This window comes from Rudanella lutea DSM 19387 (assembly GCF_000383955.1).
Taxonomy (GTDB): Bacteria; Bacteroidota; Bacteroidia; order Cytophagales; family Spirosomataceae; genus Rudanella; species Rudanella lutea.
On the sequence record NZ_KB913013.1, the window covers coordinates 237,868 to 261,929 of the forward strand.

The 24,062-nt window shown below is 53.8% G+C and carries 24 protein-coding genes; 12 read left to right on the forward strand and 12 right to left on the reverse strand.

Annotated elements, in window-relative coordinates; translation table 11 throughout:
- The first annotated feature begins 1 nt into the window (after window position 1).
- The 8 genes from RUDLU_RS0101160 (at window position 2) to RUDLU_RS0101195 (ending at window position 7,709) form a co-directional block, all read left to right on the forward strand.
- Complete coding sequence (locus tag RUDLU_RS0101160; RefSeq protein ID WP_019986504.1) at window positions 2-505, forward strand: acyl-CoA carboxylase biotin carboxyl carrier protein subunit; 504 nt, start codon at window positions 2-4, stop codon at window positions 503-505.
- A 15-nt stretch (window positions 506-520) separates the two neighbouring features.
- Window positions 521-1,243: a UMP kinase gene (gene pyrH / locus RUDLU_RS0101165; protein WP_019986505.1), complete on the forward strand. Its 723-nt coding sequence runs from the start codon at window positions 521-523 to the stop codon at window positions 1,241-1,243.
- A gap of 130 nt (window positions 1,244-1,373) precedes the next feature.
- The gene (gene frr, locus RUDLU_RS0101170) at window positions 1,374-1,934 is read left to right on the forward strand and encodes a ribosome recycling factor (protein ID WP_019986506.1); all 561 of its coding nucleotides are present in this window, start codon (window positions 1,374-1,376) and stop codon (window positions 1,932-1,934) included.
- 308 nt (window positions 1,935-2,242) lie between these two features.
- Window positions 2,243-2,626, forward strand: coding sequence for a hypothetical protein (locus RUDLU_RS0101175; RefSeq protein ID WP_019986507.1), 384 nt, complete (start codon window positions 2,243-2,245; stop codon window positions 2,624-2,626).
- Window positions 2,627-2,840: 214 nt separating this feature from the next.
- Window positions 2,841-5,144 (forward strand): efflux RND transporter permease subunit, encoded by a 2,304-nt coding sequence (locus RUDLU_RS0101180; RefSeq protein WP_019986508.1) that lies wholly within the window; start codon window positions 2,841-2,843, stop codon window positions 5,142-5,144.
- Window positions 5,145-5,173: 29 nt separating this feature from the next.
- On the forward strand, window positions 5,174-6,061 hold the full coding sequence (locus RUDLU_RS0101185) for a YitT family protein (protein ID WP_019986509.1): 888 nt from the start codon (window positions 5,174-5,176) through the stop codon (window positions 6,059-6,061).
- 20 nt (window positions 6,062-6,081) lie between these two features.
- Window positions 6,082-6,381, forward strand: coding sequence for a hypothetical protein (locus tag RUDLU_RS29555; protein ID WP_044129269.1), 300 nt, complete (start codon window positions 6,082-6,084; stop codon window positions 6,379-6,381).
- A 74-nt stretch (window positions 6,382-6,455) separates the two neighbouring features.
- A complete protein-coding gene (locus tag RUDLU_RS0101195) occupies window positions 6,456-7,709 on the forward strand; it encodes a cation:proton antiporter (protein WP_019986510.1) in 1,254 nt (417 codons plus the stop codon).
- A gap of 87 nt (window positions 7,710-7,796) precedes the next feature.
- Here RUDLU_RS0101195 and RUDLU_RS0101200 read toward each other — a convergent pair whose 3' ends face one another.
- Entirely contained in the window at window positions 7,797-8,303 is a 507-nt protein-coding gene (locus RUDLU_RS0101200; RefSeq protein ID WP_019986511.1) for a DUF4494 domain-containing protein, read from the reverse strand.
- A gap of 110 nt (window positions 8,304-8,413) precedes the next feature.
- The gene (locus RUDLU_RS0101205) at window positions 8,414-9,331 is read right to left on the reverse strand and encodes a histone deacetylase family protein (RefSeq protein ID WP_027302649.1); all 918 of its coding nucleotides are present in this window, start codon (window positions 9,329-9,331) and stop codon (window positions 8,414-8,416) included.
- Between the two features lie 143 nt (window positions 9,332-9,474).
- On the opposite strand from RUDLU_RS0101205, the gene RUDLU_RS0101210 reads away from it, so the two are divergent.
- The 3 genes from RUDLU_RS0101210 to RUDLU_RS26755 all read left to right on the forward strand — a co-directional run bounded on the left by RUDLU_RS0101210 (window position 9,475) and on the right by RUDLU_RS26755 (window position 11,099).
- A complete protein-coding gene (locus RUDLU_RS0101210) occupies window positions 9,475-10,221 on the forward strand; it encodes an SDR family oxidoreductase (protein ID WP_019986513.1) in 747 nt (248 codons plus the stop codon).
- Between the two features lie 68 nt (window positions 10,222-10,289).
- Window positions 10,290-10,745: a hypothetical protein gene (locus RUDLU_RS0101215; protein WP_019986514.1), complete on the forward strand. Its 456-nt coding sequence runs from the start codon at window positions 10,290-10,292 to the stop codon at window positions 10,743-10,745.
- Between the two features lie 78 nt (window positions 10,746-10,823).
- A complete protein-coding gene (locus RUDLU_RS26755) occupies window positions 10,824-11,099 on the forward strand; it encodes a hypothetical protein (protein WP_019986515.1) in 276 nt (91 codons plus the stop codon).
- 85 nt (window positions 11,100-11,184) lie between these two features.
- On the opposite strand, the gene RUDLU_RS0101225 is transcribed toward RUDLU_RS26755, so the two are convergent.
- The 3 genes from RUDLU_RS0101225 to RUDLU_RS0101235 are packed head-to-tail and all read right to left on the reverse strand — an operon-like array spanning window position 11,185 to window position 14,663.
- Window positions 11,185-13,752 carry a TonB-dependent receptor gene (locus RUDLU_RS0101225; RefSeq protein ID WP_027302650.1) on the reverse strand — a complete coding sequence of 856 codons (2,568 nt, stop codon included), beginning with the start codon at window positions 13,750-13,752 and terminating at the stop codon, window positions 11,185-11,187.
- 27 nt (window positions 13,753-13,779) lie between these two features.
- On the reverse strand, window positions 13,780-14,055 hold the full coding sequence (locus tag RUDLU_RS0101230; protein WP_019986517.1) for an ACT domain-containing protein: 276 nt from the start codon (window positions 14,053-14,055) through the stop codon (window positions 13,780-13,782).
- The gene (locus tag RUDLU_RS0101235; RefSeq protein ID WP_019986518.1) at window positions 14,052-14,663 is read right to left on the reverse strand and encodes a redoxin domain-containing protein; all 612 of its coding nucleotides are present in this window, start codon (window positions 14,661-14,663) and stop codon (window positions 14,052-14,054) included. Before RUDLU_RS0101235 ends, RUDLU_RS0101230 begins: the two co-directional genes overlap by 4 nt.
- 180 nt (window positions 14,664-14,843) lie before the next feature.
- Between RUDLU_RS0101235 and RUDLU_RS0101240 the strand changes: the two genes are divergently transcribed.
- Complete coding sequence (locus tag RUDLU_RS0101240) at window positions 14,844-15,293, forward strand: RrF2 family transcriptional regulator (protein ID WP_019986519.1); 450 nt, start codon at window positions 14,844-14,846, stop codon at window positions 15,291-15,293.
- A 120-nt stretch (window positions 15,294-15,413) separates the two neighbouring features.
- Here RUDLU_RS0101240 and RUDLU_RS0101245 read toward each other — a convergent pair whose 3' ends face one another.
- The 7 genes from RUDLU_RS0101245 to RUDLU_RS0101275 form a co-directional block, all read right to left on the reverse strand.
- Entirely contained in the window at window positions 15,414-15,839 is a 426-nt protein-coding gene (locus RUDLU_RS0101245) for a DUF2147 domain-containing protein (RefSeq protein ID WP_169578019.1), read from the reverse strand.
- Window positions 15,840-15,948: 109 nt separating this feature from the next.
- On the reverse strand, window positions 15,949-18,060 hold the full coding sequence (locus RUDLU_RS0101250) for a ComEC/Rec2 family competence protein (RefSeq protein WP_019986521.1): 2,112 nt from the start codon (window positions 18,058-18,060) through the stop codon (window positions 15,949-15,951).
- Complete coding sequence (locus RUDLU_RS0101255; protein ID WP_044129738.1) at window positions 18,057-18,524, reverse strand: GNAT family N-acetyltransferase; 468 nt, start codon at window positions 18,522-18,524, stop codon at window positions 18,057-18,059. The genes RUDLU_RS0101250 and RUDLU_RS0101255 overlap by 4 nt, the downstream gene beginning before the upstream one ends.
- An 11-nt stretch (window positions 18,525-18,535) precedes the next feature.
- Window positions 18,536-19,882, reverse strand: a complete 1,347-nt coding sequence (locus RUDLU_RS0101260) for a M43 family zinc metalloprotease (protein WP_019986523.1) — start codon at window positions 19,880-19,882, stop codon at window positions 18,536-18,538.
- Window positions 19,863-20,822, reverse strand: a complete 960-nt coding sequence (locus RUDLU_RS0101265) for a PhoH family protein (RefSeq protein ID WP_019986524.1) — start codon at window positions 20,820-20,822, stop codon at window positions 19,863-19,865. Before RUDLU_RS0101265 ends, RUDLU_RS0101260 begins: the two co-directional genes overlap by 20 nt.
- A gap of 356 nt (window positions 20,823-21,178) precedes the next feature.
- Window positions 21,179-21,724 carry an RNA polymerase sigma factor gene (locus RUDLU_RS0101270; protein WP_019986525.1) on the reverse strand — a complete coding sequence of 182 codons (546 nt, stop codon included), beginning with the start codon at window positions 21,722-21,724 and terminating at the stop codon, window positions 21,179-21,181.
- 384 nt (window positions 21,725-22,108) lie between these two features.
- Window positions 22,109-23,974: a M61 family metallopeptidase gene (locus RUDLU_RS0101275; RefSeq protein WP_027302652.1), complete on the reverse strand. Its 1,866-nt coding sequence runs from the start codon at window positions 23,972-23,974 to the stop codon at window positions 22,109-22,111.
- Between the last annotated feature and the right edge of the window lie 88 nt (window positions 23,975-24,062).

Consider the following 24,062-nt stretch of genomic DNA (forward strand, 5'->3'; position numbering starts at 1 on the left):
AATGTTTACAGCCACCGTCAACGACGCAGCCGAGGCTCCCTTCTCGATTCAATTTACGGCCAATGGCCCTCTGGTCAACGACGAACCCTTTGCCTGGGATCTGGCCCGGCTCAACGACAACACGTTTCATATTCTGCACCAGAACCGGTCGTACACCGCCGAACTGATTGAGCTGGATAGCGAAGCCAAAACGGTCAAATTGAGCCTCAATGGGCACCTGTACACCGTGCAGCTCAAAGACCGGTTCGATCAGTTGCTCGAACAGATGGGTATGAGCGGGGCGGCCTCAGCCAAAATCAACGATATTAAAGCGCCTATGCCGGGCCTCATTGTGGGCGTGAGTGTGCAACCGGGCGATGTAGTAAAAAAGGGCGATGCCGTTTTGATTCTGGAGGCCATGAAAATGGAGAACCTGATTAAGTCTCCGGGCGAAGGAACCATCCGGGCTATTCGGGTCGCGAAAGGCGATCGGGTCGAAAAGAATCAAGTGCTAATTGAATTTTAACGTATTTTTGCGGCCATGTCTTCTCAACTCAAGTACAAACGAATTCTGCTTAAGCTAAGCGGAGAGGCACTTGCTGGCCCCAATGGTTACAATATCGATCCGGCTGTTCTCGAACAGTACAGTCAGGAAATCCTCTCGGTCGTCGAAATGGGTGTCGAGGTTGCCATCGTGATCGGCGGGGGCAATATTTTCCGGGGGGTGTCGGGCCAACGGTCTGGTATCGACCGAGTGCAGGGCGATTACATGGGCATGCTCGCCACGGTAATCAACGCGATGGCCATTCAGAGTTCGCTCGAAAAGCACGGCATGTACACCCGCGTGATGTCGGCGATTAAGATGGAACAGGTGTGCGAACCCTACGTTCGTCGCCGGGCGATCCGCCACCTCGAAAAGAAACGCGTCGTGATTTTTGGGGCCGGAACGGGTAACCCTTACTTCACCACCGACTCAACGGCCGCTTTGCGGGGCAATGAGATCGAAGCCGACGTGCTGCTCAAAGGCACCAAAGTAGATGGCGTGTACACGGCTGACCCCGTGAAAGACCCCACTGCCACCCGATACAACCACATCAGTTTCCGCGATGTGTACGAGAAAGAGCTCAACGTCATGGACCTCACGGCGTTTACGTTGTGCCGGGAAAACAACCTGCCCATTATCGTTTTTGATATGAATAAGCCGGGCAACCTCAACCGATTGGTGTCGGGTGAAGACGTAGGAACGCTTATTTCGAATGACTAGCTTTAAGGCGGTTTGCATGATTTTAGGTATTTAGTTTCGGAAAGCTGGCGTTTGGGCCGGGCCTACGTTGACAAAAAAACTGAGCCCGCTAAACGGTACGCAGCCAATCGGAGACTGTAAATGTTTGACAATGGAAGAGATTGAACTATTCTTAGAAGATGCCAAAGACACAATGGAGAAGGCGTTGAAGCACCTTTCCATTGAATTGACAAAAATCCGGGCCGGCAAAGCGAGTCCAACCATGCTCGACGGCATTCAGGTGGAATACTACGGTGTTATGTCGCCTATTGGCAACGTGGCTTCGATTACTACACCCGATGCGCGCTCGATCGTGATTAAGCCGTTCGAGAAAAAAATGATCGGTGAGGTAGAGAAGGCCATTCGCAACTCAAACATCGGTCTGGCTCCCTCCAACGATGGTGAACTGATCCGGCTGAGTATTCCACCCCTGACGGAAGAACGTCGGCGTGACCTGGTAAAAAAAGTGAAGCAGGAGATTGAGGTGGCCAAGGTAAACGTGCGGAACATCCGTAAAGACACCAACGACTCGATCCGAAAGCTGACGAAAGAAGGCGTATCGGAGGATGCCGTGAAACAGGGCGAAGAGAGGGTTCAGAAACTGACCGACGCCTTTATAGCCCGCGTGGATGATGTGTTTGTGGCTAAAGAGAAAGATATTCTTTCGGTATAGTCGATTTGATACAAATGAAAGTCCGGCCTGTTGCATGCATACGTGCAACAGGCCGGACTTTTTGTTGGGATCAGCAGCCACCCAAAACGGCTGCGTACGTATCCGGTAGCGACACACGGGCCGAATTCGGCTAATCTGCTGGTAAATGCCGGTTTCCCGAACGATTTGCGTTACTTTTGCAGGTGGCAACCGGAGCAGACGGTCTGTTTGGTCGGAAATTTTCCGTCGAAATAAACGGATTCTATATCGTTCGGAGCGCTGCCCCGCGTCCCGTTTGCTACTGGCTGGAACCGTTTTGACAAGACTTTATGGGCCATCGTTGGTTTGGAACACTGGTTATGGGTTGGGTATTGGGTCTGAGCATGACCTTGTACCCGATGCTGTGGGCCGGTGAATCCGCGTCAGTGAAGCCCCGCCCGTTTCAGCCGCCTACCATTGCTTGCGCCCCCGACTCGCCCGACGACGAGTTTAAGCATTTCGGCGCCTACTTCACCTTGCATCTGGGGCAACCGGTTTTCCCGGTTCGGGGATATGCCGGTACGATGGAGCCGTTGGCCCTACCAGCCCCATCTGGTTTTGTCTCGTTCGCTATCCGGTTGCTCTACTGGGCCTATGCGCCCCGGCCGAATTATGGATACCGGGCGGCCATGCGGTTTATCTTCGAGCATCAAATCGCCATCAATGCCCCATAGCGTCTTCTGGGTTTGGGGTTGCCAACGGGTTTTCTGTTCGCACACGTAGCTACCTACCGACAAAGACTGGCTCAAGATAGCCTGTTTTTGGCGTGGAGGTTCAGGTGTGAATCAGCCACCAGCCTGAAAGGCGCTCTCTTCGTTTTAATCGCCTGCCGAGGCTGGTGCTACCGCCGGGCGGGCCTGTGTTTTACTTTATCTTTCTGGTTTGTTTATGTGGTCTGCGATAGCCCGCACTATTCTTTCGTACCGGCTGGTTTGGCTCGGTTTTCTGGTAGTCCTGACCGGGGTAATGGCCTATTTCGGCACCCGGCTCCAATTGTCGTATCAAATTGCGCGGGTGCTGCCTTTGTCTGATTCGACTCAGTATCAGTACGAACGCTTCAAGGAGCGTTTTGGGGCCGATGGCACCCTGATGGTCATTGGCTGGCAAAGTGACCGCTGGTTTGACCTGCCGGTCTATCAGGGCTGGTACCAGATGACCGAGCAGGTTGGAAAACTACAGGGCGTGCGGCAGGTGCTGTCCTCGGCCCGGATGTTTAACCTGCAGCGCAATGATAGCACCTGGGGAATCCGGCCGGTGGTAACCCGAATGCCGCAGACACAAGCCGAAGTCGATAGTCTGAAAACGCAGGTACTGAGCCTTCCTTTTTACGAGGGGCTGCTGATTAACCCGGCTACGAAAGCCACATTGATGGCCATCACGTTTGATGAGCAGAAGCTAAACTCACGCGCCCGAATCGAGCTGGTGCAGACCATCCGGGAATACGGCAAGGCCTTTGCCGAGAAAAATAACATCGAGCTGCACTATTCGGGGCTTCCTTCCATTCGGACCGAAGTCATGAAGAAGGTGTCGGGTGAGATGAAACTCTTTATGGGGCTGGCGGCCGTCTTTACGGGCCTGATGGTCTGGTTGCTGTTCCGGTCGGGCCGGGTGGTCTGGCTGTCGATGACTGTGGTGGCTATCGGGGTATGTGTGGCCATAGGTACACTGTCGTTGCTGGGGTATGAAATTACCTTGCTCACAGGCCTGATTCCGCCCCTGCTCATTGTGATTGGCGTGCCGAACTGCGTATTTCTGATTAACAAATACCACGAGGAACTGGCCGAACACAGTGATAAGCAGCGGGCTCTGGAAGTCATGATCCGGCAGATTGGCTTGTCGTCTTTACTGGCCAATGTGACTACGGCGATCGGGTTCGGGGTATTTTACTTCACCAATAGCCGGTTGCTCATGGAGTTTGGCGTGGTGGCGGCTATCTGTGTGATGGCCGTGTACGTGGTATGCCTGCTCATGGTGCCTATTCTGCTCAGTTACCTGCCCGTACCGAAAGCGGGTCAGCTGCAAACCTTGCAAGGTGGCCGTTGGCGTGGGGTGCTCAACCGGGTCGACTACTGGGTGCATAATCGGCGGGGGCTGGTATATGGACTCGTTACGGTTATCACGGTACTCAGTTCACTGGGGATGTTTTTGATTCGGGTGGAGGGATACGTTGTCGACGACTTACCCAAAAACGACCCGGTCTACACCGACCTGCGCTTTATCGAACAGCAGTTTAAAGGGGCTTTGCCACTGGAGGTGATGATCGACACCGGTGAGCCCAACGGGGTGTTTGCCGAAGCGGGCCGGGCCTTGTACAAAGTGCGGGCTCTGGAACGGGTGATGGACGATTACCCTGAATTTTCGAAACCCCGCTCATTGGTCGATGCGATCCGGTTCGGGTACCAGACTTACCGGGGCGGCAACCCCAAATACTATGTGTTGCCTCCGGCTATGGAACTGAAAAAGATGGTCGGCGATGCCCCGCTGACGGGGAAAGCCTCGGCTACCTCGTCGCTGGCTCAGTCGTTTCTGGATTCGTCGCGGCAAATCACGCGGGTGAGTTATCAAATGGCCGATGTCGGGTCTATCCGGATGCAGGAAGTGCTGAGTAGCCTGCGCCCCCGGCTCGATTCGGTGTTTGCCGGTACGGGCTATAAAGTGAGCCTGACGGGCCACAGTCTGGTTTTTTTGCAGAGCAATGACTACCTGCTGGGTAATCTGTACGAGAGCCTGCTGATTGCCATTATTCTGATCGCACTGGTTGGGATGGTGTTGTTCCGGTCTGTTCCGATTATTCTCTTATCGAAATTACCCTGCCTGATTCCTCTGGTCGTGACGGCCGGTATTATGGGCTATGCGGGGATTCCGTTCAAACCATCTACGATTTTGATTTTTAGTATAGCGTTTGGGTTGGCTTCCGACGGAACGGTGTACTTCCTGACGAGCTACCGGCGGCAGTTACAGCTTGGGCTGGAGCCCCCGGCGGCTATTAGCGCAGCCATTAGTGAAACAGGCATCAGCCTCATTTATACAGCGTTGATTCTGGCCGTCGGTTTCGCCGTGTTTGCCGCTTCAAGTTTTGGTGGTACGGCTGCTTTGGGCGTGCTGGTTGCTACAACGGTATTAATGGCTTGTCTGACAAACCTGGTGTTGTTGCCCGCTTTATTGTTGACCCTCAAACGCTATCGAGTGTAACATGAACACAACAGCTATAACTGTCCACAATGACATCAACCGTAATCGAAACAACGACTCAAGCCCGGCTCCGCCTGCTTAAGGATCTGGGTTTTCTGTGTGCCGGCGTTCTCTGCGCGGGTATGGGGCTCAAAGGGTTTCTGCTTCCAAACGACTTTCTGGATGGGGGCGCTATGGGAATTGCCCTGCTGCTTGAAGTGACAACCGGGGTAGAACTGGCCCTGTTGGTGGTGCTGGTGAACCTTCCCTTCATCTGGATGGGCTACCGGCAGATTTCTCTTGGGTTCGCTATTCGAACTATTATTGCCATTGGGCTGCTGGCCATCTGTCTGGTGGTGGTGCCTTATCCGCTCGTTACGTCCGATAAGCTGCTAATATCGGTTTTTGGTGGTTTTTTTCTGGGTGCGGGCATTGGGCTGGCCATTCGGGGTGGGGGCGTCCTCGACGGTACCGAGGTGTTGGCCATCTGGATTAGCCGACGCTCTCCGCTCACGGTGGGCGACGTGATTATGGTGATCAACGTGCTCGTATTTGGCGCAGCTGCCCTGTTGCTCAATATCGAAACCGCCCTGTACGCCATGCTGACGTACCTGGCCGCGTCGAAAACAATCGACTTCCTGCTCCACGGTATCGAAGAATACACCGCTGTTATCATTATTTCGGACCAACACGAGGCCATCCGACAGATGATTACCGAACAAATGGGGCGGGGTGTTTCGGTACTGAAAGGTGAAAAAGGCTACGGAAAACGGGGTATGCGGCACAACGATACGAATATCCTATACGTGGTGGTGACTCGTCTGGAGCTGACTCGCCTGAAAGACAAGATCGAACAGATCGACAGTCAGGCGTTTATCGTTAATCACGGGATCGACGATGCCAAAGGAGGGATGGTGAAGGGCCGCCCGCTCCATTAACCAAACAAAACGGCCGTTGTATGAGTCAATTAAACAGACAACCCGCGTTTGGAGCGCTGCCTTTGGTAGGGCTGTTGCTTGTGTTAAGCGCAATAGCCTGCCGGGAGTACGGCGAGAACCACGCCCGGCAAATTGAGGAAGAACGAAGCAACCCACCTGCGTACCGGGTGGTGACAATTGAAGGCTGTGAATACCTACGGATGGAGGTGACCCACGGGTATGCCGTACTCACCCACAAAGGCAATTGCCGTAATCCGATTCACTGCCGCATGGACACCGTTTCGCGACCTGACCGGACCGAAGGGATACCGGGTAGGTAGGTAAACGGTGATCGATTGACCCACGCAATGCCGCTTGTTTCCCCGAACAAGCGGCATTGCCATACTACAACGTTATGGAACCATACACTTTGGTGCTGGTGGTGTTCGGCGTCGCTATTCTGGCGGTAGCCTGGCTGCCCTCAGTACTGGAACATTATCCGCTCTCGTATCCTATTGTGTTTATCATTGGGGGCTGGGCATTTTATCAGTTTCCGCTTGGCTTGCCCGACCCCCGGCCCACAAGCCATCCTGAACTCGCTACGCACCTGACCGAACTCTGCGTGATTGTGGCGCTGATGGGTACTGGTCTTAAAATTGACCGGCGATTCCGCTGGCGAACCTGGAAACTACCGCTTCGTCTGGTCTGGCTGACCATGACCGTTACCATTCTGGTATTTGCTGGGCTCAACTGGTGGTGGGGCGGCTGGCCATTGGCTACGGCCCTTTTGTTGGGGGCGGCTTTGGCGCCCACTGACCCGGTACTAGCGGGCGATGTGCAGGTTGGTGACCCTAATGAGGGCAAAGAGGATACCGTTCGGTTTGCACTCACCGCCGAGGCCGGCCTGAACGACGGGCTGGCGTTTCCGTTCGTGTATCTGGCCATCGGATTGGCTACGGCTACCTCGGCCACCTTGCCTACGACACTAACCACCTGGGTATGGAACGATCTGTTGTATCGGGTGGGCATGGGTGTGCTGGGTGGCTGGCTGTCGGGTCGGCTGTTGTCGTACCTGATTTTTGGGCTACCGCAGCGGATAAGCATCAAAACGTCGGCCTACGGATTTGTGGCCCTGGCCGTGACCTTGTTCAGCTACGGCATCACCGAAATGCTTCACGGATACGGCTTTCTGGCTGTTTTTGTGGCGGCTATCACCATTCGCAGTTATGAACGTACGCACGAGTACCACGAGTACATGCACGCTTTTTCAGATCAGATCGAGCGGATTCTGATTGCCCTGTTACTCCTGCTGTTCGGAGGGTCGCTGGCTTTGGGGCTGCTCGACAGTTTGCAGTGGATTGATGCGCTGATGGGCGTGCTGCTGGTGTTTGTTATTCGGCCCTTGGGCGGGTGGCTTACCCTGCACCGAGCTGGTGCCTACGGCCTCGAACGCTGGGTGGTAGCCAGTTTTGGAATCCGGGGGATAGGGTCGTTTTTCTATGTGGCCTACGCCTTGCAGCAAGCTCCGTTTGCCAACCCCGAACGCATTTGGGCACTCACTGGCTGGATTGTGCTCTTGTCGATTTGCATACACGGTGCATTGGCAACGCCGGTTATGAAGTATCTGGACCGGCAAATGGCCCGGCCGGTTGGGAAGTCGGTATCCTGAACAACCGGACGGCCGCATGAGTAGCCGAGCGGGTTTCGGCCGATGTAAATAGACTACAAAAAAGCCCCGACAGGGCGGGGCTGGGGATTAAACTTCTTCGGTTCTGACGGCCTCGTGCAGGGGCTTCAAATTAGCCGGGATTTTGTTTTCGTCGTTGTACGGGAAAATGTCGAGCAACGGCGTCCGGTTGATGTCCGTAATCTCGTAGGGCATCAAAATCGTTTTGAGGCTGTCTTCGAGTTGCTCGTAGGCCTGCTTTACTGTGTTGGCGTTGATGAGCATACTGTTCACGATTTTCTTCTCCCGGCCTTTGTCGTCTTCGGTTGAGAAAATCACTTTTGCCTTGTACCAGGTGTCGCCCCCGTCTTCGATATGAAACACATCGGAGAGCTTCATTTTTGAGATGCGGGCAATCTGGAAATCAGGTGTATTGGCCGGAATCTCCCCATAGAGCCGCGCTTCGGCATCGGTGTACGAAACGGCATCGACGAGGTAGGCTTCCGTGATGGTTTTTAACCGAACCTGATCGCCCTGACGGTCGGTTACGATTTCTTCTTTCTGGTATTTGATGGTGCCTTGGAACCAGGTTGGCATAGTACGATGACGTTGTTTGTGAAAACTGTTGGCGCTGGATGGCTGCGGTCGGGGCTAACAAGTTGGGGGTCAGATCCCCGAACCGGGCGTCCGGTTTGCGTCGGTCAAAGTTACGAAAACTTCCCCACGGCTACCCGAAATGTATTGCAGTGGGCCTCCACAATATCGGCGATGCGGGGTGAATAGCCGCCCCCCATCGAGACCACAATCGGTAGTCCCCGGCCCATAGCCGTGTCGAACACAAATACATCGCGCTGACGGCATCCTTCGCGGCTCACGGCGAGTTTACCGAGCCGGTCGGTGCCGATAATATCCACACCCGCCACGTAGAACAGAAAATCGGGTTGGTGCTGGTCAATCAGGCGGGGGAGGGCATCGTACAGGGTGTTCAGGTACACCTCGTCGCCGGTGCCGGTGGGCAACGCAATGTCCAGATCCGACTGTTCTTTCTTGAGCGGATAATTGTCTTTGCCGTGCATGCTGAACGTAAACACCCGCTCCTCATGCGCAAACATCACGGCTGTTCCATTGCCCTGATGTACGTCGAGGTCGATAACCAGAATCCGGCGAGCCTGTCCGGTTTCTAACAGGTAATGAGCGGCTACGCCCACATCGTTGAGCAGGCAGAACCCCTCGCCTTTGTCCGGAAAGGCATGGTGCGTACCACCGGCTACATTGAGGGCGCACCCGTGTTGCTTCGCCCACAACGCACAGTCGATGGTGCCCTGCGTAATGATCCACTCCCGTTCGATCAATTCAGGCGTGAGCGGAAACCCAATCCGCCGAACCATAGCGGGGGGCACTGTCAGGGTTTTCAGTTGGGTAACGTAAGCAGGCGTGTGTACGCCCAGCACCCAACGGTCGTCAACCGGGCCGGGCACAAAAAAGTGTTCGGGTGTACAGGTTCCCTCGTACAGCAACTGCTCCGGAATCAGCTCGTATTTCAGCATGGGGAAGCGGTGGGGTTCGCCATGGGGGCCGGTAGGAAGAGGAAGTTTGTACAGTGGAGCGTAGGCAATTGAAACCATGAATCGAAAGGCTTCCCGTAGGATAAAGATGCTGCCTACTTAACCATCTAATTTGGGTTGGTGTTGGCATAACGGGGCAATTTCACCCAAAAGCAAAGCCTGTAAGCTGCCCCTGACCGAAAACTGCAAACTAAAAACTAAAAATGGCCCGATCGACCGAAAAAGTTGCGATTGTGACCGGTGCTGCCCACGGCATTGGTCTGGCAACAGCCCGCATCCTGCTGGAAAACAAGTACCGGGTAGCTATTTGGGACGTAAACCCCGATGAACTCGACAAACTTCCCCGACAGCTTAAGGCCGACGCCGACCGGTATCTGATGTATCCGTGTGATGTGTCGGCGGAGACCGATGTGCAGCGCGGAATTGCCCAGACCCTCGAACGGTTTGGGCGGATTGATGTGCTGGTGAACAATGCGGGCGTGATGGACGAAAAACCGCTTGAAGATGTGACACTTGCCGACTGGAACCGCGTGCTCGGAACCAACCTGACCGGGGCGTTTCTGGGGGCGAAATATGCCGCTGCCGAGCTGGCTAAACACCGGGGAAGCATCATCAACATAGCCTCAACGCGGGCCTTCCAGTCGGAGCCGGATACCTTTGCCTACTCGGCTACCAAGGGTGCTCTGGTGGCACTGACGCACGCGCTAGCCATTTCGCTCGGCCCCAACGTGCGGGTCAACTCAATCAGCCCCGGCTGGATCGACGTGTCGGACGGGTCTCAGACGTTGCGCAAGAAAGACCATGCCCAGCATCCGGCCGGTCGCGTAGGTACTCCCGACGATGTTGCCCGTATGGTTTTGTTCCTGACCGATTCGCAGAATGATTTCGTTACGGGTCAGAATTTTATTGTCGACGGAGGGATGACCCGTAAGATGATTTACGTACACTAACTCTATGAACAAAGGTTGTTAGTGGCGGTTAACAGAATAAACGTACACTCAACAACGAACGCACAGGTATGAATATCGAACTTCTTCTCTCGTCTGAAGAAACAACGGCCGAACTCTTGGATACGTTGGTGCTGCACCGGCCGGGTCAGGGCCGGCCACCGCTGTCGGTTCAGTTTTTGTGCCGTCCGAAAGGAGCATCGGCCCGGCGGCAGGATGCCCGCATGAGTTTACCGCCCTTGTCGTGGTTCGAAGCATACCAGCTACAGGCTTTCACCGGGAGATTGGCCACGGCTACCGGGACCGAATCGTATCAGGTGGAGTTACCCGAAGCGGGTTTACGACTCACTGGACTCGCTACGCGGTCGGGCAACCGCCTTGCCGAAGCTCGACTGATTCGGGTGGAACCGCTCCGCAATGCCGCCCGGATGTTTGTGCCGTTTGCCATCAACGGAACCCCGGCTGATATCCGTGCTTATGCCCGAATGCTGTACAACCGCCTTTGGGAGGCATTTTGTCGGGGGTAGTGTCTTTCTTCCATCGCTTTTAGAGGATTCGATAGTCGGGTAGCTCCAGGCGGTGCCAACTTTACGCAACAACAACGTATGGAAAATATCAATCAGGATGCCATGATGAATGGGCGTCAGACAACCTCGGGTGCCAGTACGGGCGGCCCGCTTCAGATTCCGGACGATCGGACTATGATGGGCAATGAAGCCACGGAAAACCTGACTCGTATGGTCAACGAAGGGGGCGATGATAGCGCCGATGATTCACCGTCGCTGCACACGCCCGACCCACAAACGGGAGCTGGCCCCCAAACCGGGGCTGCCAGCCCCACCGGCCTGACAAATCCCGACGATTCCCCGCTTAACCAGTAAGGGTATTGCGCGATTTGGTGTAACAAATAATAGGCAAGCGCCGGCTTCTGAGAAGCCGGCGCTGCTTGTTTATGGGCGGATCAATTTAAAACGAGTATCGTAGCGTAACGCCGTATGTACGCGGGTCGCCCAGCACACCCCCGTACTGGCCGGCGTTACCGGGAGCGGGGAGGAGTTGCTCGAAATAGTTTTGATTCAGTAGGTTACGGCTCCAGATAAACACCGATGTGCCGTTCGAAGCCCGAAAGCCTACCCGCGCGTTGACCAGAGCGTACCCGTCGATGTTCAGGAACTGGGAGGGCGACGGGCTCGATGAGAACCCTGACCGGTAGTAGTTGTCGAGGGCAAAAAAGAAGCGGCCGTCCTGCGCCAGAAACTTCCCGTTGCCACTCACCTCGCCCCCGAGCGAACCCGCCCATTTCGAAATACCCGGCAGGTCGCCCCCCGATATATCCTTGAAAGCAGCTTCTCCGCCGGTTTCTTCGAGCGGCACAGGCGCGTTTTTAAACGAAACATACTTGCCATTGGTGTAAGCAACAGACCCGTACACCGACAGAGTATTACCCAGGCGCAGGTTTCCATCCACCTCCACACCCCAAACCCGTACCCGTTCGGCATTGGCCAGATACCCGCGGTTTACGCCCGGCTCGGGGGTTTGTACCTGTGTTTGGTAGTCTTTGATATCGGAGTTGTGCAATACCACGTTCAGTACCGAGTTGGGCGTTGGTCGGGTTTTCAGGCCCAGTTCATAGTGGGTCACAAACTCAGGTTTCACCCGGGCAAGCTCCAGCAGCACGCGGCCTCCTGAGGTGGGTAAACCCGCAATGTTGATACCCACCGGCTTATAGCTAAGCGAGTACGTGCCAAAAGCATTGATTCGCTGGCTGGCTTTGTACTGGACTGTGGCCTGCCCCGAGATGTTTGTTTCGTCAACATCGGTATCAAACGCCTGATTGGTGTACACCGCATTTTTGAGGGCGAGCAGGGCCGGGTCGGTGGTTTGCAGGCCGCCGTAAGTTTCGCGTTTGTAGTTGGCTATCTTCTTGTCATAATTGTACCGAATACCTGGCAATACGTGGAGTCGGTCGTTGATGGCCCAGTCGAGTTGACCAAACACGGCCGCGCTGGTGCTGCGGAGTCGGTTCGTTGTCCGAATCCCAAACCCGTCGAACAAACCGGGTGTCCGCCAGAGTGGGCTGGTTGAGCTTTGGGCAAATCGCCACTGAGCCGCCCCGGCCTCTTCGGTTTGCACGGGATCCGATTGCAGGTCCTGATACAGGGCAAATATACCCAATACCCCGTTGAGTCGGCTCGACAGGGCGCCGGCGTACCGAATCTCCTGCGACCATTGATCGTGCTTTGAGTTGGCCGCCGAAATCGAGAACACAGGTAAACCAATGTAGTCGCGGTCGTTGAGTGGCCCCCAAATCCAGTACCGCCAGGCCGAGGTGGCCGTCAGGGTACCACCGCCCAGTTTAATATCGGCATTGAGCGAAACACCGCCCATCTGGTTGTCGGCTTTCGAGGGGGTGTCGTGGTCAATAATCCGGTCGAAGGGGTTGGTGCTGGGTAGCTTGTAGCCCAGATCGGCAATGATGTTGTTAAACTGCCGGTAAGCCGGGCGTTTGGTGGTAACCACGCCCGCTACCACCTGCGCATAGCCGTTTGGTTGCTGGTCGGTGTAATCCCCGATGAGGGTCAATTTTACGTTGTCGGAGGGCGTGTACAGTAATTGCCCCCGGAAACCAAGGTTGTTGAGCGTATTGACCGACTGGTTGGTGCGAATGTTGGTGAGCAGTCCGTTCCGCTGTGTACCGGTAAACGAGGCCCTAGCGGCCAGTTTTTTGCCCAGTGGACCCGTCAGCGAGGCTTTGGCCTGCACAAAATTGTAGTTGCCATAGCTCAGTTCAAACGTGGCACCCGGTACAAAGCTGGCGGCCCGGGTCGTAATGTTAAACGCACCGGCTGTTGTGTTTTTGCCGAACAGGGTACCCTGTGGTCCGCGCAATACTTCAATTTGCTCCACATCGACAAAGTCGAGGGCCGTGACGGCCGGCCGGGCGTAGTACACACCATCGACGTAAAACCCGACACCCGGATCAATTCCGTCGTTGGTCAGCCCAAATGTAGAGCCTAAGCCCCGGATGTTCAGGGTAGTATTGCGCGGGTTTGATGAGTAGAGTTGAACCGATGGGACCAGTTCTTTCAGTCGGTTTACGTTAAACGCCCCGGCATCTTCGACCAAAGCCCCCCGTACCACCGAAATCGGAATGGGTACTTCCTGCGACGACTCCTGGCGTCGGCGTGAGGTGATGGTCACGTCGGCAAGCTGATTATCGGCCTGTGTCAATTGAATCTCGCCAGTATCTTCGTTCAGAATCAACTCCTGGGTTTGGTACCCTACGTACGAAACCACCACCGTGAAGGGGGGCTTCTGACCCGTAATGAGTGTAAACTGACCGTTTTGGTTGGTGGCTGACCCGTTGGTGGTGCCTTTGATCAATACCGTGGCCCCAATCAGGTGTTTGCCGGTGCGGCTGTCAACGACTTTGCCGGTCACCGTTGCGTTTATGACAGGGGCATTCTGGCCAAAACTATTGGATTGACTCAATAGGATAAGTAGAACTAAAAGAGAGGCTAAACCTGATTTCATGTGTTTTTCTCTAGTGGTTGTATTCGATTATTGGATTTGGTGGGTGGTCTGACTGACACTGACCAGCCCCCGCACCACCCGAAGTCGATTGTCGATTTGGGTAAGTGCCTGCTCGTTACTGGTTTGAATGGTCAGCCGACCCGTAGCCCGGATGCCATCTGCTTCAAACGACACCCCCGCAATGTGATAATGACTTTCCTCAGGAAGGGCCGCCATCACATCGCTCACGAAGCTAACCCGGTCGAAACCGACCACCTGAAACACGGTTTGCCAGCGGGGCGACGATGAAGCTGTAGTGATCATGAGACGATAGTATGCGTTATGGCCTCAATTACCGGTTGGGCCTGATGGGTGAGCGACTCAAAATTCTCGTCGAGAAACTGGTACCGGATCTGACGGCCCGCATCAACAACGTACAGGGCCGGGATGTACACTTCTTCGGAGATGCCCGAAATACGGTCCCAGATAGGGTCGGCTTCGGAGTAAACCCCAAACTGCTGCGCCACCGACTTATCAGCGTCGAACACAATGGTCATGGGCGCTTCCTGTGCTTTGTTGGGCATGTAGCGTGGATGCTCGTTTGAAAACACAACCAACTGCGCTCCGTGGGCATGCACAGCTTCGGCAAGCCGGATGAGCGTGTCCAGAAACGGCTCGGCGTAACGGCCCCAGCAAGGGCAGTAAAACCCAACTACCAGTGTGCCGGCTTCGAGCAGGTGGGGCAGCGTCAGAATATGTTCGGCCGGAGTCGACGGGAGCACGGGGGTTGTCCAGTACCCGGCCCGGTTAGCAATCGAAAAGAAAGGGGCTTTGTCCCCGGTGCGTAGAGGCTGTACGCGTTCAACTGGTCGACGATCTTTAACCGTTGTTGAGCTGATGTCGCCCCATTCATCCACGAGTTCGAGTGTCATATGCGGTGTTAGTTGCGTGTGCTATTGCGTCTGTTTTGACCTTCCCAAATCGTTTAGCACCAATACTCCCGGTGTTAGATAGACTTTTAGTACTTATAATCTATTGATTTAGTAGGTTTTGCAAATTAAGTGTTACTTTGCGCTTGCTTCCAAACATTCACCCATAATTTTTTTTGCGTTATGATATCAAAACGAGCGAAATATGCCTTCAAGGCCCTGCGGAAACTGGCCGAACAATATGGCCGTGGTCCGGTGATGATCAGTTGGTTATCGGAACAGGAGAATATTCCGAAGCGGTTTCTGGAATCTATTTTACTGGACTTGCGAAACCATGGATTATTGCAAAGTCAGAAAGGAAAGGGGGGAGGGTATATGTTACGGCTGGAGCCCGAGCGGATCAATCTGGCCCAGGTTTTACGCATCATCGACGGGCCGATTGCCCCGACGCCCTGTGTTTCTAAAAATTTTTATGTCCGCTGCGACGATTGTGAAGATGAAGAAACCTGCACAATCCGGCCCATTATGGTACAGGTGCGCGATGCCAACCTAAGCGTCTACGAGAACATAAGTTTGCGTGAACTTCAGACTACCCGCTCCGACCTTGCTCCGGTTGAGGGTCATCTGGAGTAACGAAAATTGGCGGAGAGACTTTTTAATAGACTCTTTTCAGATCGGTCTATCGATGGGTATGAATAAAACATGAGCACAGCTGTCACACTGTGCTCATGTTGGGTGCACTATACAGTCAGGCTATTTGCCTGTCAGGCTTTCGGATGGCGGAGCTTGCCGAACCATGATAAACTCCCGGTGCAGAAAACGAGCCCCTTTGTAAGCAATAGCCCGAATGGTATTCGGGTTTTTGAGCGTCAGGGCGGCATCGAAGCGCAGGCCCGAAGCTGGGTGAATCACTTCGCCACCGGCCCATTCGTCGCCGGTAAATTGTAGGTTCGTGAGCAGAATTTTGCCTTTGGTGTGCGCATAGTTTTTTTCCCAGCCGCCACCCAGCTCGCTGATTCGGGCAAAGTACCGATTGTCTTTTTTGAAAAATTCGACCGTCGACTGCCGGGAGGGGACGTACCAGCGCCCAAGTAAGGCGTCGGCCGGCGCGTTGGCCTGTGCCTGAGCGGGTGGCCCGTGCAAAAAGCCCAGAAAGAGTAACGAAAATAACAGTTTCATAGCGTTGAGTTGAGTACGCATGGGCCAGAGCGTCATGCGGTGTTTCGTACTTAACCGCTAAACCGGGGCAAATGCCCAAAAAATTGAGTGTTGGGGCCAACCGGTCGGTTTACCATTCGGTCACGTAAGCACCCTGTTGCCGTACGGAGTAGCAGCGGATGTTGCGGGGGCGGGCTTCGGCCAGTAACCGGTCGGTGAGGGGCGTTTTGTTGGAGTCGTCGAAAATGAGCTGACGAGCCACTACCCGCCCATCCAGATCAGACCACTGCTGTACGGCATTCCGGCGAATGATGGCGTAATCGACCACGGCCGGCAATTGCCAGTACGACCGTCCCCGCAGCCGATTGACGAGCAAAATGGTTTTGCCCTGCCAAACCCAGAGGGCGTAATCGTTGGTAGCCTGAAAGCCGGGTGGTATCCCCGTTGCCGTGCTATCCGGCTTCGGATTGGTCACGCTTAGCTTACGTACACCCCATTGGCCGAAGGTGTTTTTAAGGTAAAAATCAAACGAGCGCGGGTCGTTTTGAACGTCGAGGTCGGTCAGTAATATCGACTCCCCGCCTGACGTGAGGCTGACTGCCGTTTTGTGGGGTAAAAAGTGAACCGCTAATCGTTGCTGATGGCGCCGGTTCAGTTCGTCGTTCAGTAACAGACTCATCAGCAGGAGAGCGAGCCCGGTAGCTGTCAGACCAAACTGTGGTTTTCGGTGCAGCCAGGCATAGATACCGGCAATCAGCAGGGCGTAGAGTACAATCAGTTCGAACGGGTCGAGCCAAAGCCCATCCCACAGGCCACCTGGCAACTGACTCGTTTGGCTAACGCTCTGATTGAGCAACCCCGTTAGTTTTTGGAGGAGGTAGCTGCTCAGATCGCGGAGGTAAGGAATCCAGCAAACAGCCAGGCTAAACATGGCCAACGGTAACAAACACGCTACCAGATCCATTACAATGGGGTTGGCCAGCAGAAAATACGTTGGGAACTGATGAAAGTAATACACCCCCAGTGGAAACGTAGCCATCTGCGCCACCAGCGCCACAGACGTCAGCTCCCAGATATGATCCAGAAACCTATTTTTTATGGTAAACAGTTCGTAAACCGGCTTTTGCCAGGCTCCGATACCTGCCACGGCAACGTACGACAATTGAAACCCTGCGGAAAACAGAGCGTATGGGTCGAACAGAAGAATAAAAAATGCGGAGGCTCCGAGTACATTAGGCATGTATGCCTGCCGTCCGGTGGCATTGGCAACAATGAGCACCGAAAACATACCCGCCGACCGGAGCACTGCGGGCGACATACCCGTTACCAGGGCGTAAAACCACAACACCAGCAGCTGCACGATACCCAGCACCAGTTTGGCCCGGCGACTCTTGCGCAAAAAGCCGAGTACATACACCATCAGGCCAAACAGAATACCTACATGCAGGCCCGACACCGACAGTACGTGTACGGCTCCGGCGGCTGCATATGATTTGTATAAGTCGGGGTCAATGTCATCACGAACCCCCAGAATCATGGCGTTTACAATGCCGTACTCTGTTTTGGAGCCGATTTGGGCCGTAAATACGCTATCAGCAAACTGGTTTACCCGCGTAGCCAGTTGCGTAATCGGGTTGCCTGGTGCATAGCCCAGAAGCTGCCGCTGATAAGGGCGAAGGTACTGTTGGTGGTAAATTCCCTTGTGGCTGAGGTACGTCTTATAATCAAATTCGGCGGGGTTGAGGGGCGGATCAATGGGGCGGGGTGCGCCCGATACCAGCCAGACCTCGCCGTAGCGGGGCAGGGGCGTGTCTGTTTTGTCAAGGTACACAATGACCCGGCCGTTCAACGGTTGCCAGCCTGTGTTGTCGGTACGCCCGCGCCGAACCGACAACTCCACCCGGTAGGTTTTGGCACGTTCTTCGGGCAGATTGTCCACCACGCCCTCGTAGGCCCGGAGCGTATCGGCCAGGTGAACGAGATTGTTTGCGTTGGTGCGGGGCGTGTGCCGTTGGGTAACGAACCAACCCAGCACCATCACAAGCATCAACGCGCCGGCCGAGAGTAGCATACTTCGGTAACCAGGCTGCTGCCGGGCTTGCCACCACCAGCCACCCGCGTATAAAAAAACGCCCACTAATCCGGTTGCTATAGCGAAATAGTGGGCGTCAGGAAAAAAATTGTACCACAGAATGCCGGCTATCAGTGCCAGCGCGTACCGGAGAAACGGAGCGCTTTTCATTCGTGCGAATACGCAGAGCTGGGGAGTACCATTCGGTAATGTTGGATATTACATTCCTCAAACATTGGTCCAACGGGTTTGAACCCGAAACCCGCATAAAGCGGCATGGCGGTTACCTGAGCGTGCAGGTAAATCGACTCGATGGGCTCGGGTTGCAGGCCAAACACATCGTCCAGCACAGCTTTGACAAGGGCCTTGCCAACGCCTTTTCCGCGAAACGCTTTACGAACGGCGAAACGCTCGAGTTTGATGCCTTTACCCGTACGGCGCCAACGGGCGGTTCCGCAGGGGAGCAATGTCCCTTCCGGAGTCTGGTAGCTGGCCAGAAAATGGCGGCTTATCGTCTCAAACTCATCATACTCTTCTTCGGTTGGTACATTTTGTTCTTCCACAAATACCTCCCGACGAATGGCAAAAGCCTGGTCAAGGTCGGCAGGGGTTGAAATATGACGGACAGTAATCATAAAATAATCGATCAATGGACAAGCAATCGGGTAGCCGTTGTTTCGTCGCCCGCCGTTGCCCGAACAATATACATGCCTTTGGGCAGATTTGTAACTGTGAGCGAAACTCGGGTGCTTGTTGTCGTGGAATAGTTGCGGGTTTGAATAAGGCGACCATTCAGGTCGAGTAGCTCGACAGTAAGCGATTTGGCCCCCCGGAAACGCACTTCGGCGGTTGCTTCGAACTGGGCCGGGTTAGGAACCATTGCTATGCTTAGCTGATCGCTTTCACCTAACGGATTGTTTACCGACTGAATAAGTTTCTGCCGACGGGGACTAACCGCCAACACGGCTCGCATACGAGCACGCTGACCGAGTGTGAACATATTCATGCACGCATCAGGCGAGTAATCCATGTAATTTTCGGTCAGATTGCGCGTTCGCTGACCGCGCACGCACTCCGAAAACATCGATGTGCAGGTGGTGCCTCGGTTAAGCTGTTCGACCGGGGGCGTATCAGCGACATGATCTGTACCACAGGATACATCGCCATTGGTATGCAACAGGCCAAGCCAATGACCTACCTCGTGCGTGGTGGTGCGGCCCTGGCAGTAGGAGCGGTACTGAGCATTGCAGGCATTGGCCCCAAAAACAACGTACGAAATCACCACGCCATCAATTTTCTCGTCGGGTACGTCGGCACCGGTAGGGAGCCCTTGCAGGGTGTCGGCAGCCATAGGCATTTGAGCGTACCCCAGCGTCAGGCCCGACAGGCGGGTCACCCAGATATTCAGGTACCGGTCGGAGGGCCAATAGACAATGTTGGAGAGCTTGACGAGATCGCTGTACGAAAAGGCGTCGAACTCAGTCTGTTTGTCGTAATACGTCCGGGTTATGCCCTTGGAGGGCTGCCCTTGCGGGTCGGTGGTAGCGAGATAAAACTCAACGCCGGTATCCGACCCGATGGGGCTGGTATTGAAGCCGTTTGTTCCGGCCTGTCGGCGATAGTCTTCGTTCAGTACCCGAATCTGCGATTGGATCTGCTCGTCGGAAATATTCGGGTTGTTGGTACCGCCCACAAAATTCGACGAGTTGTTGTGAATCACGTGTACTACTACCGGAATCCGATACACCGTATTGTCGTCGGCCTGGCGTGCCTTGCTTGTAAGTTGCTGTTGCTGAATGAGCCGCTCGAGGGCTTCGGCCTGTTTCTGACGAGCCGGGTTGCGCAACCGGAGCAGTTGTTCAACAGCCGGAGTGGCACACCGATCGGTATGCACATGGGGGGTGGTTTGGGCCTGTGCGGATATAACAAAGCCGACCAGCATAAGCAGGCCGGCTGTTACCCGGAAAAAAACGCTATTGACCGGCTTCTTCATACGCGGCAATAATCTCTTTCACTAAACGGTGGCGCACCACATCCCGACCATCCAGATCGACAAATGCAATGCCTTTGATTTTACGGAGTAAATCGACGGATTCAATCAGACCTGACTTCTGTTTTTGGGGCAAGTCGATCTGTGAGCGGTCGCCGGTGATGATTGCCTTCGAGGTAGGGCCCATCCGCGTCAGAAACATTTTCATCTGCATCGGGGTCGTATTCTGGGCTTCATCGAGCAAAATAAACGCATTATTGAGCGTCCGGCCGCGCATATAAGCGAGGGGAGCAATCTCGATAATCCGGTTTTCGGTATAATACTTCAGCTTCTCGGCCGGAATCATATCGTCGAGGGCGTCGTAAATAGGCCGAAGATACGGGTCGATTTTCTCCTTCAGGTCGCCGGGCAAAAAACCGAGGTTCTCGCCTGCCTCCACGGCCGGGCGCGTGATGATGATTTTTTTTACCTCTTTGTTTTTCAGCGCCCGTACAGCAATCGCTACCGCTGTATAGGTTTTCCCGGTACCGGCTGGCCCAATGGCAAAAACAAGGTCGTGGTGATTGGCCGCTTCGACCAGTCGTTTCTGGTTGGCGGTTTTCGCTCGCACCACAATACCTCGGGTACCATACACCAGCACGTCTTCATCATTGCCAACATCTACGGGTAAGATGCCTTCGCCCTTGGCATTGGCTCCGTTGAGGTACGTTTCAACGTTTTCGTGCGTGAGTTTGCCGTATTTCTGAAAATGCTCCAGCAGTGAGTTCAATACGTCGGAAATGCGGGTAATTTCGGGCGTAGTGCCTTTGATCCGAATTTCGTTGCCCCGCGAAATAATGCGGCTCATCGGAAAGGCAGCAGCTACCTGCTTGATATTGGTGTTCTCAACGCCCAAAAATTCGATTAGTGGTACGTTGTCTAAGGTGATTACTTTTTCGACCAAACGAATAGAATGATTTTGTTGTGAGTAAAGGGTATTCTGCCAATAAATTTAAACGCAGCAACTAACTTAACAACACATTTGGGCAAAAAAACAGTCAAAAACTCCTGAATGGAACTGGAATATTTTTAACTCGTTCGCCGTCAATTCGTTTGGCTCAGGGTGTCAGCTAAAGCCAGATGATGGCGTGTTGGGTGACCCTGTCGTACAGAAGGTGTTTCCATATAAAAACGTCCGTTTACATGACCTCAGGTGGTTTCTGTAAACGGACGTTCTGTTAACTGGCGAGTTGGTCCGGTCACCAACGCGTCGGTAGGGAAATGTAAACGGTATAGATCAAATGGAAAGAGAAAATAAGGTTAATCGTGATACTCGAAGTACATGCGACGAATCTTGTCGCGGGTGCGTTTCAGACGCATTTTGATCGCGCTATCTTTCAGGTTGTACTGACGGGCTATCTCCTTAATATCGAGGTCGTCTTCGTACTTGAGCCGGATGAGCATCGTTTCTTCCAGACTCATGTTTTCCATCACCACCGACAAATGACGCAGCCGCTGCTCAAGGTGTTCGGTATCGTTGGTATCGGGCAGGTTGTGCGCTGATTCGTCGAGTTCAATCAGGTTGGCCCGGTTAGTGAGCCGAAGCTGATCCATACAGTAGTTGTACGAGATGGCGTAGAGCCAGGTGGCAAATGCCGAACGTTCCTGAAATCGACTGAGGCCTGAGTGGATGCGGAGGAAGATGTCGTGCGTGAAATCTTCGGCTTGAGTAGGGTTTTTGGTGAGGGAAAAACAGCGACGGTAAACCTTGCCAACGTACCGCTTGTAGAGCTGCTCAAAATAGGCATTTTGGCGAGTGTGCAGGTACAGCCGTACCAGCTCCTCGTCTTTGACAGAGTGTTTCATGAAATACTTCTTTTATGGGGTAGGTTACTTACACTAATGGTACAAAAATAATATTATACCATTTAAGGTTATTGAAAATTACTTAAAATGCGGTTAAAGTATTAAAAGGACTTTAATCCACTTACTTAGAGGCAATCTATGGAAACATTAAGGTCTTTGCAAAGCAGGAGAACGGTGTAAACCCCAATTTCTGATATTCGGAGGATATTTTAATACAGGTAAGGTACAGGTTTGCAAGTAAGTAGACTTTATTACTTATTTATTAATACTTAATTAAAAATGTCAGTAATACTCAACTGGTTTAATATGAAATATGATTAGATTGATATAGTCTTTTTCAAAGAAAGCGGGCCGCCTAACAATGGTTAGGCGGCCCGCTTCGGATTAGTTAATATGTAACCATTTGTTGTATAATGATTTCTGCGTTTCGGTTCGGTTGGGTAGGGGTTCCAGCCGATACGTGACGAGTGGAAGCCGGGTAAGCGTGACGCTGAGTTCTTTTAGAATTCCCCCCCGGTTTACGATCATTTTAAACGTGTTGCCGGGTCGGTAACTCGCCATCAGTTTGTTTACGTCTTCATTGACCCGAATACTATCAATAGCCAGAATCTCATCGCCCACATTCAGACCGGCGGTTTCGGCTGAGGAGCCGCGCCGTACCGAAGTAATCGTTTGGCGGCCGTTGGTTGGGTTCAGGCCGGTAGCTACGCCCAAATAGGCATCCTGTGCATTGGCATACCCATTAACCAGTCGAAGGCCAACCGGTTCGAAGAAAGGAACATAATCGATAGCGTCGGTGCCGTACACGTATTTCTGGAAAAAGCTGTCCAGATTTTTGCCGCCTACCTGCTCCAGCGCCTGCTTCAGTTCTTCATCGCGGAAACCACGCTTGAGTTCCTTGTAGTAGCGGTTGTAAAGCAGGCGCATCACATCTGTAAGGCTTTTCTGACCATTGGTGCTTGCCAAAATCGACAGGTTCAGCAGCGAAGCCAGTACGCTGCCTTTGCTGTAGTACGAAATGGTGCTGTTGCTTGAGTTTTCATTTGGCCGGTAGTGCTTAATCCAGGCATCGAAGCTGGCATCAGCTACCGACTGTACCCGGTTGCCCGGTTGATTTTCAATACCGGTGATATCGCCTGCTACCACCGACAGGTATTGCTCTGGTGTATGGAAGCCGGCCATTCGGAGAATATAGTCTTCGTAAAACGACGTGAACCCTTCAGCTTCCCAGAGGGCGCGGGTGTAGTTTTCGTTTTCATAATCAAACGGTCCGAGGGCGATAGGCCGCAGCCGTTTCACGTTCCAGAGGTGGAAGTACTCGTGGGCTACCAACGTCAGAAACCCCTTGTAACTGGCTTCGGTGGCGTAGGCCGCGCGGGTAGTCTGGAGGCTGGTTGAATTCTGATGCTCCAGGCCACCGCCCCCCACGTTGGTGTGGTGAACAATAAACGTGTAATCAGTGCAGGGATGCTCGCCGAATATTGAGGTAGCTGTTTCGCAAACCCGCTTGTAGTCGGCGGCTAATTTCTGCTCATTGTACTCGACCTCGCCAAACTGAGCGACGGTGTGCGGTACGCCCGCGGCTGTAAAGGTAAAAGTGCGGTGGTTTCCGATTTCGATGGGCGAATCAACCAGCAGGTCGAAGTTGGGAACCTCATACGTAAACGGCGCACCGGGCGCCTGTTTGAGGGCTACGGATACCTTGTTCCACCCCTTGGCGGGCTGAATGACCAGGCGGGAAGGCTGGTCTTTCAGGGCATCGTTAAACAGAAACATACTCGCGCCGTTCACGTAGCCGTGCGTGTCGTCGAGGAAACTGGTTCGGACGGTAAGTTCGTAGGCGTACACCCGGTAGCGAACCGTTATATCGTCGCCAACCGCATCACGGGTGCTTATACGCCAGGTGTTCTTGCGGATTTTTTCAACGGGCGCAGGTTTACCGCCAACGGTAGCCCGGAAGTCTTCCACGTTTTTGGCGTATTCGCGAATCAGGTACGAACCGGGGGTCCAGACGGGCATTTTCAGGTCGATGTACCCGTTCTTTTTCAGGTTAGCAGGGCCGGCAATCTGACTCAGCTTCATCTCTACTTCGAAGTAGTGATTGGCCGGCTGCGGCATTGAAAGTGTGTAGGTGATTTGGGGGGAAGGCGGAGCTTCGTTGTCTGAAGGTGAAGTGCTGGCCTGGGTGGGGCCGTAGCCTAAAACCGCCCATACCATGAGTAAAAAGGAATACCGCAAATTATTTTTCATACGGATTTTGGCACTACTTTCGTTTTTTGCAAAAAATGGTTGGCGAAAGTACAACGCTTTGCCTCCCTACGCAACCATTCCGGTATCT

Excerpts from the sequence above, each read along its gene's own strand:
- RUDLU_RS0101160 (WP_019986504.1), top strand. The coding sequence starts at position 2 with ATGTTTACAGCCACCGTCAACGACGCAGCCGAGGCTCCCTTCTCGATT.
- pyrH (WP_019986505.1), top strand. The coding sequence starts at position 521 with ATGTCTTCTCAACTCAAGTACAAACGAATTCTGCTTAAGCTAAGCGGA.
- frr (WP_019986506.1), top strand. The coding sequence starts at position 1,374 with ATGGAAGAGATTGAACTATTCTTAGAAGATGCCAAAGACACAATGGAG.
- RUDLU_RS0101175 (WP_019986507.1), top strand. The coding sequence starts at position 2,243 with ATGGGCCATCGTTGGTTTGGAACACTGGTTATGGGTTGGGTATTGGGT.
- RUDLU_RS0101180 (WP_019986508.1), top strand. The coding sequence starts at position 2,841 with ATGTGGTCTGCGATAGCCCGCACTATTCTTTCGTACCGGCTGGTTTGG.
- RUDLU_RS0101185 (WP_019986509.1), top strand. The coding sequence starts at position 5,174 with ATGACATCAACCGTAATCGAAACAACGACTCAAGCCCGGCTCCGCCTG.
- RUDLU_RS29555 (WP_044129269.1), top strand. The coding sequence starts at position 6,082 with ATGAGTCAATTAAACAGACAACCCGCGTTTGGAGCGCTGCCTTTGGTA.
- RUDLU_RS0101195 (WP_019986510.1), top strand. The coding sequence starts at position 6,456 with ATGGAACCATACACTTTGGTGCTGGTGGTGTTCGGCGTCGCTATTCTG.
- RUDLU_RS0101200 (WP_019986511.1), bottom strand. The coding sequence starts at position 8,303 with ATGCCAACCTGGTTCCAAGGCACCATCAAATACCAGAAAGAAGAAATC.
- RUDLU_RS0101205 (WP_027302649.1), bottom strand. The coding sequence starts at position 9,331 with ATGGTTTCAATTGCCTACGCTCCACTGTACAAACTTCCTCTTCCTACC.
- RUDLU_RS0101210 (WP_019986513.1), top strand. The coding sequence starts at position 9,475 with ATGGCCCGATCGACCGAAAAAGTTGCGATTGTGACCGGTGCTGCCCAC.
- RUDLU_RS0101215 (WP_019986514.1), top strand. The coding sequence starts at position 10,290 with ATGAATATCGAACTTCTTCTCTCGTCTGAAGAAACAACGGCCGAACTC.
- RUDLU_RS26755 (WP_019986515.1), top strand. The coding sequence starts at position 10,824 with ATGGAAAATATCAATCAGGATGCCATGATGAATGGGCGTCAGACAACC.
- RUDLU_RS0101225 (WP_027302650.1), bottom strand. The coding sequence starts at position 13,752 with ATGAAATCAGGTTTAGCCTCTCTTTTAGTTCTACTTATCCTATTGAGT.
- RUDLU_RS0101230 (WP_019986517.1), bottom strand. The coding sequence starts at position 14,055 with ATGATCACTACAGCTTCATCGTCGCCCCGCTGGCAAACCGTGTTTCAG.
- RUDLU_RS0101235 (WP_019986518.1), bottom strand. The coding sequence starts at position 14,663 with ATGACACTCGAACTCGTGGATGAATGGGGCGACATCAGCTCAACAACG.
- RUDLU_RS0101240 (WP_019986519.1), top strand. The coding sequence starts at position 14,844 with ATGATATCAAAACGAGCGAAATATGCCTTCAAGGCCCTGCGGAAACTG.
- RUDLU_RS0101245 (WP_169578019.1), bottom strand. The coding sequence starts at position 15,839 with ATGAAACTGTTATTTTCGTTACTCTTTCTGGGCTTTTTGCACGGGCCA.
- RUDLU_RS0101250 (WP_019986521.1), bottom strand. The coding sequence starts at position 18,060 with ATGAAAAGCGCTCCGTTTCTCCGGTACGCGCTGGCACTGATAGCCGGC.
- RUDLU_RS0101255 (WP_044129738.1), bottom strand. The coding sequence starts at position 18,524 with ATGATTACTGTCCGTCATATTTCAACCCCTGCCGACCTTGACCAGGCT.
- RUDLU_RS0101260 (WP_019986523.1), bottom strand. The coding sequence starts at position 19,882 with ATGAAGAAGCCGGTCAATAGCGTTTTTTTCCGGGTAACAGCCGGCCTG.
- RUDLU_RS0101270 (WP_019986525.1), bottom strand. The coding sequence starts at position 21,724 with ATGAAACACTCTGTCAAAGACGAGGAGCTGGTACGGCTGTACCTGCAC.
- RUDLU_RS0101275 (WP_027302652.1), bottom strand. The coding sequence starts at position 23,974 with ATGAAAAATAATTTGCGGTATTCCTTTTTACTCATGGTATGGGCGGTT.